The sequence below is a fragment of the Longimicrobium sp. genome, assembly GCF_036387355.1.
Lineage (GTDB): Bacteria > Gemmatimonadota > Gemmatimonadetes > Longimicrobiales > Longimicrobiaceae > Longimicrobium.
On the sequence record NZ_DASVTX010000160.1, the window covers coordinates 1 to 8,380 of the forward strand.

Annotated in this window: 8 protein-coding genes; 1 reads left to right on the plus strand and 7 read right to left on the minus strand. The window is 71.4% G+C overall.

The window, feature by feature from the left end; genetic code table 11:
* Positions 1-19: 19 nt before the first annotated feature.
* The 7 genes from VF665_RS07410 to VF665_RS07440 all read right to left on the minus strand — a co-directional run bounded on the left by VF665_RS07410 (position 20) and on the right by VF665_RS07440 (position 5,980).
* Complete coding sequence (locus tag VF665_RS07410; protein ID WP_331052770.1) at positions 20-430, minus strand: biopolymer transporter ExbD; 411 nt, start codon at positions 428-430, stop codon at positions 20-22.
* 155 nt (positions 431-585) lie between these two features.
* A complete protein-coding gene (locus VF665_RS07415; protein ID WP_331052771.1) occupies positions 586-1,005 on the minus strand; it encodes a biopolymer transporter ExbD in 420 nt (139 codons plus the stop codon).
* Between the two features lie 110 nt (positions 1,006-1,115).
* On the minus strand, positions 1,116-1,595 hold the full coding sequence (locus VF665_RS07420) for an ExbD/TolR family protein (RefSeq protein WP_331052772.1): 480 nt from the start codon (positions 1,593-1,595) through the stop codon (positions 1,116-1,118).
* A gap of 3 nt (positions 1,596-1,598) precedes the next feature.
* A complete protein-coding gene (locus tag VF665_RS07425) occupies positions 1,599-2,288 on the minus strand; it encodes a MotA/TolQ/ExbB proton channel family protein (RefSeq protein ID WP_331052773.1) in 690 nt (229 codons plus the stop codon).
* A 123-nt stretch (positions 2,289-2,411) separates the two neighbouring features.
* Positions 2,412-3,194: an energy transducer TonB gene (locus VF665_RS07430; RefSeq protein WP_331052774.1), complete on the minus strand. Its 783-nt coding sequence runs from the start codon at positions 3,192-3,194 to the stop codon at positions 2,412-2,414.
* Positions 3,195-3,629: 435 nt separating this feature from the next.
* Positions 3,630-5,042, minus strand: a complete 1,413-nt coding sequence (locus VF665_RS07435; protein WP_331052775.1) for an HD-GYP domain-containing protein — start codon at positions 5,040-5,042, stop codon at positions 3,630-3,632.
* On the minus strand, positions 5,039-5,980 hold the full coding sequence (locus VF665_RS07440) for an MBL fold metallo-hydrolase (RefSeq protein WP_331052776.1): 942 nt from the start codon (positions 5,978-5,980) through the stop codon (positions 5,039-5,041). Before VF665_RS07440 ends, VF665_RS07435 begins: the two co-directional genes overlap by 4 nt.
* A gap of 208 nt (positions 5,981-6,188) precedes the next feature.
* Between VF665_RS07440 and VF665_RS07445 the strand changes: the two genes are divergently transcribed.
* A complete protein-coding gene (locus VF665_RS07445) occupies positions 6,189-8,012 on the plus strand; it encodes a stage II sporulation protein M (RefSeq protein WP_331052777.1) in 1,824 nt (607 codons plus the stop codon).
* Positions 8,013-8,380 lie beyond the last annotated feature (368 nt).

Consider the following 8,380-nt stretch of genomic DNA (forward strand, 5'->3'; position numbering starts at 1 on the left):
ATCTCCTGCGTAAACCGGGTCAGTGCGGACTCAGCCCGATCACGTCCGCCCCGGCGTCACGGCCGGCATCCACGGCCGCCACGATCTCGCCGTAGGTGAGCGGGCCTTCCGCCGCCACGAACAGAACCTTGCGGGGCCGCGGCGCCAGGATGGCGGCCAATTCTTCCCGCAGCCGCGCCCCGTTCAGCGGCTGGTGGTTCAGCGCGTACTTTCCGCCCGCGCTCACCTGCAGCACCAGCGCGTCCGGCACGCGGCTGTCGATGGCGGGCGGCTCCGGCGGCGGCACCTGCACGATCAGACCGCGCTGCAGGCTCTGCTGCACCACCATGAAGATGATCAGCAGCACCATCACCACGTCGGTCATGGGCGTCATGTTGATCTCCGCCGTGGGCCCGCCGCGCCGCCCGCTCATTCCCATCGCCATGGCCATCCCCCCGGTTCCGCGTGATCCCTCGCCGCCGTGCCTGCAGGAGGGAACGCCGCAGCCCCACCCGCTTCTGACACGGGGAGGAAAAAGAGCCGGCGCCCTTCCCCGAAAGGAAGAGCGCCGGCTCCACGATCTCAGCGGTCCGGGCAGCCCGGGGCTTACTGCGCCGGGGGCGCCACCACGGTGGCCGGCCCCACTTCGGGACGGGGCACCAGGCCCACCACCGCGATGTCGGCCGCGCGGCTCGCGTCCACCGCACGCACGACGTCGCCGTACGTAAGGTTTTCTGCGCCCTTGATGAAGATCACCTTGCGCGGGCGACCCACGAACGTCTGCCGCAGGAACGACTCCAGGTTCGCGGGCTCCACCGGCTGCCGGTTCACGGCGTACTTGGGGCCCGGCTCCACCTCGAGCACGATCTGCTCGTCGTCAGGCGGCTTCTGCGAGATCTCTTCTTTTTCCTTCGGGGGCGGCACCTGCACGATCAGACCGCGCTGAAGGCCCTGCTGCACCACCATGAAGATGATGAGCAGCACCAGCAGCACGTCGATCATGGGCGTCATGTTGATCTCGCTCATGGAGCCGCCCTTTTGTCCGCCAACTCCCATTGCCATGGGATTGACCCTCCGTGCTCAATGTCGGCGCCCGGCCGCGCCACCACGCGCGGCCAGGGCAAAAGGCTTCTCCGCTACTCGCGGCGAACGCGGGCCCCTGCGGGCAGTTCCGTGATCTGGCCGATGCGGCGCACCCCCGCCCGGCGCGAAGCATCGATCGCGCTCAGCACGTACGAGTACTCCACGCCGTTGTCGGCCTTCAGGTACAGGTTGTGGTCACCCGGGCGCTTGTCGTACTCGGCGCGCAGCCGGGCCTCGAGCTGGTCCAGCGGAATGGGGCCCGGATTGGGCACGTCCTCCAGCCAGTACTTGCCCTTGTTGTCCACACCCAGCGTCACGCGGTCTTCCTTTTCGGGAAGCGCCGTGCGGGCCTTGGGCAGCTTGGCCTCGTAGGCCAGCGACGGCGTAACCACCATGAAGATGATCAGCAGCACCAGCATCACGTCGATCATCGGCGTGACGTTGATGTCGGAGGTCACGTCCGAGGTTACGCCCGCAACCGTGGGGAGCGGCGATCCGCCAAAGGCGGCGCCTCCGCCATGTCCTCCAGCCATGGGTCAGTCTCCGTAGGTGGCGCCGCCCACTTCGCGGCGGGCCTGGCGGGTCATCATCCAGTCGATCATCTCACGGCCGGCGTAGGCCAGCTCCGAGAAGAGCGTGTCCAGCTTGGCGGTGAAGTAGTTGTACAGCCACACCGCGGGAATGGCCGCCACCAGGCCGATGGCCGTGGCGATCAGGGCCTCGGCGATACCGCCCGACACGGCCTCGAGGCCGCCGCCCTTTTCCGACATGCCCATGAACGAGTTCACGATGCCCAGCGTGGTGCCCAGCAGACCCACGAACGGCGCGGTGGAACCGATGGTGGCCAGGATGCCCAGGCCGCTCTTCAGCTCGTTGGCCAGCAGGATCTGCTCACGCTCCACGGAGCGCTCGCAGGACACGATCGCGGCGCCGGCGGCGCGGGGATCGCTCAGCAGCGGGGCAACCTCGCGCAGGGACTCGCCCAGCACCCGGGCCACGTGCGACTTGGGGTACTGATCGGCGAGCGCCAGCGCTTCCGGAATGTTCTCGCTCTCCAGGGCCGCGGAGAAGGCGGGCGCGAACTGCTTGGTCGCGGTCGCCATCCGGCGGAACTGAAGCCACTTCCAGATCGCCACCGTAAGCGACGTGATGCTCATCAGGATCAGGAAGATTACGATGCCGCGGTTCAGCAACCCGGTGTCGGCCCAGATCTTCGCAATATCCATGGTTCTACGATCTCCTCAGCGCGCCTGCGCCTTCCGTGATGTTTGCCTGCGTCCGGCGCGGGCCTGCCCGGCCGCGCCGCCCTGGTGTCCTGCCGCGCCCCGGAGCTTCCGGGGCGCACGCGCTCAGCGCGCCACCTGCCACTGGATGGGAAGCTCCACCCACACCTTCACCGGCCGGTTGTTCACCTTGGCCGGACGGAACCGCAGCCGCTGAACCGACCGGATGGTCGGGTCGTTGAACTGCTCGTGCGACGAGTTGGTCACCTCGATGCTTTCCGCGTCCACGCGGCCGTCCTCCAGCACGCGGAAGCGGACCTGCACCGTGCCCGTGACGCCGGCGTCACGCAGCAGGGGCGGGTAGTTGCGCTCCAGCTGCCGCTGCAGCTCCGCCGTATTGGTGGGGCGGGGCTGCTCTTCCACCGCCGAAAGCTCGTAGGTGCCCACGTCGGCCGGGGCCTCGCGCTCCGCCGTGCTTTGCGCCACGCCGCCCTCGACGCCCTTGGCCGAGCCGCCTTCCTGTCCCTGGCCCGAAAGGTCCTCGGGGCTGATGGCCTGCTGGTTGGGGTTGGGCGGGGCGATGGCCGCCGGCGGCTCCGTGGGCGGAGTCAGGGTCTGGAACCCCTTCACCACGGGAGGCGGAGCATTGGGCTCCGGCTCCGGCGGGGGCGGTTCCGGCTCCTTGGGCTTCTCCGGCTCCGGTTCCGGCTCCTTCGGCTTTTCTTCCTCGACTTCGACGAAGTCGACCAGCTCTTCCTTCTCCCGCGAAGCGCGCTCCGCGGCGCCTACACCGGCGGCCACCAGGCCCCCGATGAGCACCACGTGCAGCACCCCCGAGATGAGGAGGTTGGTCGGCGACCAAAAGCCGGTCTTCTTGCGGCCCTCGGACGCGACGAGCTTGTTGAACATTGCCCTCCTCCCGCGTGGATCTCTGAATGCGCCCGGTAGGCGACCCCCGGCTCTGGATACCGAACGAACGATCGGACCAGATTCTGACCGGCTCCCGGCGGCGTGCTTTCGGCGGCTGTCCGGCAGACAAGCGAACGTTAGATCGAAACTCCGTCACACGCCGGGTGAAGGCGCCTGACGGAGGACGTCCGCTCACGAACGGGAAAACCGCGCCGCGAGCCCTGCTGGCAGGGTTCGCCGGTTAAGGTGCACGGTGGCCCCGCCCCTGTCAAGCACCCGCCCCGCACCGGCGTGCCCCCCGCCGCGGAGCGGAACAGCCGTACCCTGCCGCCATCCCGGGGTTCCCGGGCGGAACGTCATGTACGGCAGGCACTTGCGCGCGGTTGTCGACCGTTTGTCGCACCCGTTCGCGGCCGCCGGGGACGCCCGCTCCAATCACGCCGAAACAACCGGCAAACCCGCCGCTCCGGACGGGCCTTGCGGCGCCCTTCCCAGCCCGGGGTCGGACTCCATGGCCTGGCGCAGCGCGTCCACCGACACGGGGCACAGCGCGGGGCCCGCGTCGCGGGCCAGAAGGGCCAGCACCTGCTCGCGCGGAAGCGCCGCGCGGTACGGCCGCTCGGCGCTGAGCGCGTCGCACACGTCCGCGGCGGCCAGCACCCGCGCGGCCTGCGGCAGCGTCCCCGCGGGAATGCCCCGGTGGTAGCCGCGCCCGTCCATCCGCTCGTGGTGCGAGGCGGCCAGGTCCGCCAGTTCGCGGAACGGCCCCACGCGGGCCAGGATGCGGTGTGTGTACAGGGGGTGCAGGCGCACGGCCGCAAACTCGGTTTCCGTCAGCTTTCCCGGCTTGTCCAGGATGCGGTTGCTCACGCCCAGCTTGCCGATGTCGTGCAACAGGGCCGCGCGGCGCAGGTCCCGCCGCTCCGGCGCGGGGAAGCCCAGGACCCGCGCCGTGGCGTCCGCGTACGCCGCCACGCCCTCGGAATGGCGAAAGGTGTAGGGCGACTTCGCGTCGATGACCCGCGCGAACGCTTCGGCGATGCGGTCCAGCGCGTGGTCGTCCGCGCTCATCTCGCGGCCGGCCGGCTCCAGCTCCGCCACCCGCGCCCGCACGTCGCCGCCCAGCGACTGCCAGAACGCTGCGTCGCGCCGGGTGGCAAGGAGGGCGCGCACCAGGGCCGGATCGAACCAGCGCCCCGAGCGGCGCCGGGCCACCTGCAGCGCCGCTTCGGTTCCGCTGGCGGCGTGGAACACCTCCACCGTCTGCGCCAGGCAGGCGATGCGGGCCAGAAGCGGGATTTCTTCGCCCCGCAGCCCCAGCGGGACGCCGCCGCCGTCCCAGTGCTCGTCCAGCGCGCCGATCCCCGCCGCCGTCTCGGCCGAGAGCCCCAGCATGCGCGCGATGTCGGCGCCGCGGTCGCAGCGGGCGCGCACCAGGTCGGCCGTCATGGGCGGGCCGGAGACGATGCCCCACGCCTGCCGCAGCCGCCGCGCCAGCGGCTCGCCCGGGCGCACGTTGCCCAGCACGTGGCGCAGCCCGCCGCTGGGCCGCCGCCAGTCCACCGTTTTCCACGACCGCTTGACCGCGTCGTCGTCCGCGGCGAACAGGGCCGCCGTTTGCGCCGCGTTGGCGGAGCACCCGGCGTCCTTCATCAGCAGGGTATAGAAGAGGGAGGCGCGCGTGTCCGCGTCCAGCCCCAGCTCGTCCGCCACCCGCATCCCGATCAGGCAGGTGCGGATGGAGTGCCCCTCCGGCTGCCCCTCCGTGAGGTCCAGCGCGTAGGACAGGGCGGAGATCACCTCGGAAAGCGGGAACCGCCCTCCCTCCCGGGGTTCCGCGCCGCTCACCGGGCGTCCCTTTCCCGCCGCCGCCGCTGGTGCAGCAGGCCGGCGGCCATCATGGGATACGGGATGGTTTCCGCGTAGCGCCCCACCAGCGCGGGATCGCCGCCCGCCTCCAGCAGCGCCGCGTCTTCCGTGTCGCGCAGCGCCGCGGCCAGGCCGTCCCCGTCCGCGGGATCGAAGCGCCCCGCCGTCTCCGTCCACGCGCGCAGCCGGCGCTCCGCGTCGTCCAGGTGCCATTCCGGGTCGTCCACCCCGCCAAAGTGCGTGGGGAGGAGGATGCGGGGACGCAGGGCGCGCATCCGCCGCAGGCTGGCCAGCCACCGCGCGGTGTCCACGTCCGGCGGGGGCGTGGGCGGGCGGACGTGGCGCGCGCCGTCCAGCCGGATTCCGCCCGCGTCGCCGCTGAAGAGGAGCCCCGCCTCCGCGTCGTGCCAGGCGTGGTGATGGTCGGCGTGGCCGGGCGTTTCCACCGCGCGCAGCGTCCGCCCGCCCACGCGGACCACCGTCCCGTCCGCCGCGGCGTCGATGCGCTCCCGGTCTACGGGGAGCATCGTCCCCCAGAGCAGGTCCATGGCGCCGCCGTAGATGCGCGCCGCGCTGGCCAGCAGCCGCGACGGATCCGCCAGGTGCGGGGCGCCCAGCGGATGGACGACGACGCGGGCCCGGGGTGCGAGGCGGGCCAGGTGGCCGGCCGCCGCGGCGTGGTCCAGGTGAATGTGCGTCAGCAGCAGGTGCGTCAGGTCCGCGGGGTCGCGCCCCGCCGCGCGGATGCCGGCCAGCAGCGTGTCCAGCGTGGACGACGGCCCCGCCTCCACCAGCGCCAGCCCGTTGCCCTCCTCGACCAGGTACGACGCGATGAACCCCGCGCCGCGCCAGCCGTGGTCGATGCGCGTGACGCCCTCCGCTTCCCGGTGCAGCCGCACCTCGCCCCTGTCGTGCATCCGCCCCTGCCCGCCTGGTGTCTGTGATCGTGGACGGAAATGTAGCGCGTCCGCGCCCCGGCCGATGCGTCGGGGCCATTCCGGGGCGCGATCACCGGCACGGTTCGCGCCGCCGCGCCCTCGCGGCGTCAAAGGACGGCGCATAGATTCGGGCGGCACACGCTTTTCCGCACGCATCTCCCCGCGCAACCCGGCCCTCCGCGCCCTGATGTCCCTGGTACAGACCGCCCCCGCGCACGTCCTGGCCGACCGGCAGGTGGACGTGGAAACCCCCGAGCACGTCGCCATCGGCTACGAACTGGCGGACCTGGGTTCCCGGTTCACCGCGCTGCTCATCGACGTCCTGCTGATGTTCGGCGCCATCCTCGGTGCCACCATCCTGCTCGGCTTCCTGTTTCGGGGGATCGGGCTGGAGAACTTCGTGAGCGGGCTGGGGATGGGGATCATGACCCTGTTCGGCTTTCTGCTCATCTGGGGCTACTTCATCTTTTTTGAAGGCTTTCGCGACGGGCAGACACCGGGCAAGAAGCGGATGGGGATCCGCGTGGTGCAGGACGGCGGCTACCCCGTCACCGTGCGCGCCGCGGCCGTGCGCACCTTTCTGAAGCTGGTGCTGGACATTCAGCCCGGCGGCTCGTGCATCTTCGGCGGACTGTCGATGATGCTGCACCCGCAGACCAAGCGCATTGGCGACCTGGCCGCCGGAACGGTGGTGGTGCGCGACCGCACGGGGCACGCCATCCCGGAGGATTCGCCCGCCCCCGCCGCCGGCGCCCCCGCCCTGGGCCCGCCGCGGCTGAGCACGGAGGAGTTCACCGCCGTGTCCATGTACGTGGCGCGGCGGCTCACGCTGGAAGGCGCGGTGCGCGCGGACCTGTCGCGCAAGCTGATGGCGCGGGTGGAGCGCCACGTGGCGGAAGACGGGCGACGGGTGGCCATGAGCCCCGACGCGTACCTGTCGGTGCTGCACGAGGAAGAAACGGAGCGGCGGCGGGCCTCCGGCGCGGGCGGGCGGGCCGGGACCGCGCAGGCCACGGCGCTGGTGCGGCGCCAGCGCGCGGAGTGGGCGGAGTACCAGAAGACGCTGGAAGAAACGCGCAGGCAGGGGCTGGACAAGCTGGACGAGGGGCGCGTGTCGCGCTTTGCCACGCTGTACCGCGGGGTGGCGGCGGACCTGGCCCGCGCGCGCACGTACGGCGGCTCGCCGGAACTGCTGTATTCGCTGGAGCGGATGGTGGGGACGGGGCACAACCTGTTCTACCGCCCCCCGCAGCGCACCTGGCGCCGCTTCCGCGCCTTTGTCGGCGGCGGGTTCGCGGCGCTGGCGCGGCGGCTGTGGCGCCCCATCGCCCTGGCCTCCGTCCTCTTCTACCTCCCCGCGTTCCTGTCCTTTGCCGCCATCCGCGCGCGGCCGGAGATGGCGCGGGAGCTGGTGCCCGCGGAGATGATGGCGCGGGCGGAGAACGCGGCGGCCAAGGAGGCGCGGGGCGAGGGCTACGTGGAGGTGCCGGAGATCTTCATGCCCGCCATGGCCACCCGCCTGATCAGCAACAACGTGCAGGTGACGTTTCTGGCCTTTGCGGGCGGCATTCTGGCCAGCCTGGGGAGCGCCTGGGTGCTCGTCATGAACGGCGTGCTGCTGGGCACGGTGGCGGCCATGTTCGCCAACGTGGGGCAGAGCCTGCACCTGTGGACCTTCGTGCTCCCCCACGGCGGGATCGAGCTCACGGCCATCTGCATCGCGGGGGGCGCGGGGCTGTGGATGGGCTCGGCCATTCTGCTCCCGGGCCGGCGCACGCGGCGCGAGGTGCTGGTGACGCGCGGCCGCGAGGCGGTGGCCCTCATCCTGGGCACCGCGGTCATGCTGGTGATCGCGGGGATGATCGAGGGCTTCATCTCGCCCTCCGGCCTGCCGCGCGCGGTCAAGCTGGTGCTGGCCGCGTGCTTCGCCTCGGCGATGGTGGCGTACTTTCTGTTCGCGGGGCGGAATGCGGAGGCGCTCGCCGCGGCGGAGCGGGCGGGGGAGAGATGAACGGCAGGGAATAGGGAATACTGCAGGGAATAGGGAATAGGGAATAGGGAACGGGGTCCGTACCGATCGAATCTCGCGCAGGGTGCGCGGGATTCGTCGAGGTGTCCGCTTTGCTTGTCGCGGCCGGAGCGGGGCGAGGTTCGCGCGGATCACTTTGCGTGAGGGATGCGCGCCCGCAGGGCCGAGAACCCGGAGTGGAGGGGCAACAGCCGTATCGTTGCCCCGCAACGCAGGGGGCTCGGCGCCGTTGGCAACAGCTGTATCGTTGCCTACGGCGCGCGCAGCCCGGCCCGGAGCGCAGCGCAGGGACACGCCCACATCCGCCTTCGTCCTATCTGGTTCGGCTACGCAGGGTCAGCAAATAAGGA

Coding starts and splice junctions, on each gene's coding strand:
- VF665_RS07410 (WP_331052770.1), bottom strand. CDS start 430: ATGGCCATGGCGATGGGAATGAGCGGGCGGCGCGGCGGGCCCACGGCG.
- VF665_RS07430 (WP_331052774.1), bottom strand. CDS start 3,194: ATGTTCAACAAGCTCGTCGCGTCCGAGGGCCGCAAGAAGACCGGCTTT.
- VF665_RS07415 (WP_331052771.1), bottom strand. CDS start 1,005: ATGAGCGAGATCAACATGACGCCCATGATCGACGTGCTGCTGGTGCTG.
- VF665_RS07425 (WP_331052773.1), bottom strand. CDS start 2,288: ATGGATATTGCGAAGATCTGGGCCGACACCGGGTTGCTGAACCGCGGC.
- VF665_RS07445 (WP_331052777.1), top strand. CDS start 6,189: ATGTCCCTGGTACAGACCGCCCCCGCGCACGTCCTGGCCGACCGGCAG.
- VF665_RS07420 (WP_331052772.1), bottom strand. CDS start 1,595: ATGGCTGGAGGACATGGCGGAGGCGCCGCCTTTGGCGGATCGCCGCTC.
- VF665_RS07440 (WP_331052776.1), bottom strand. CDS start 5,980: ATGCACGACAGGGGCGAGGTGCGGCTGCACCGGGAAGCGGAGGGCGTC.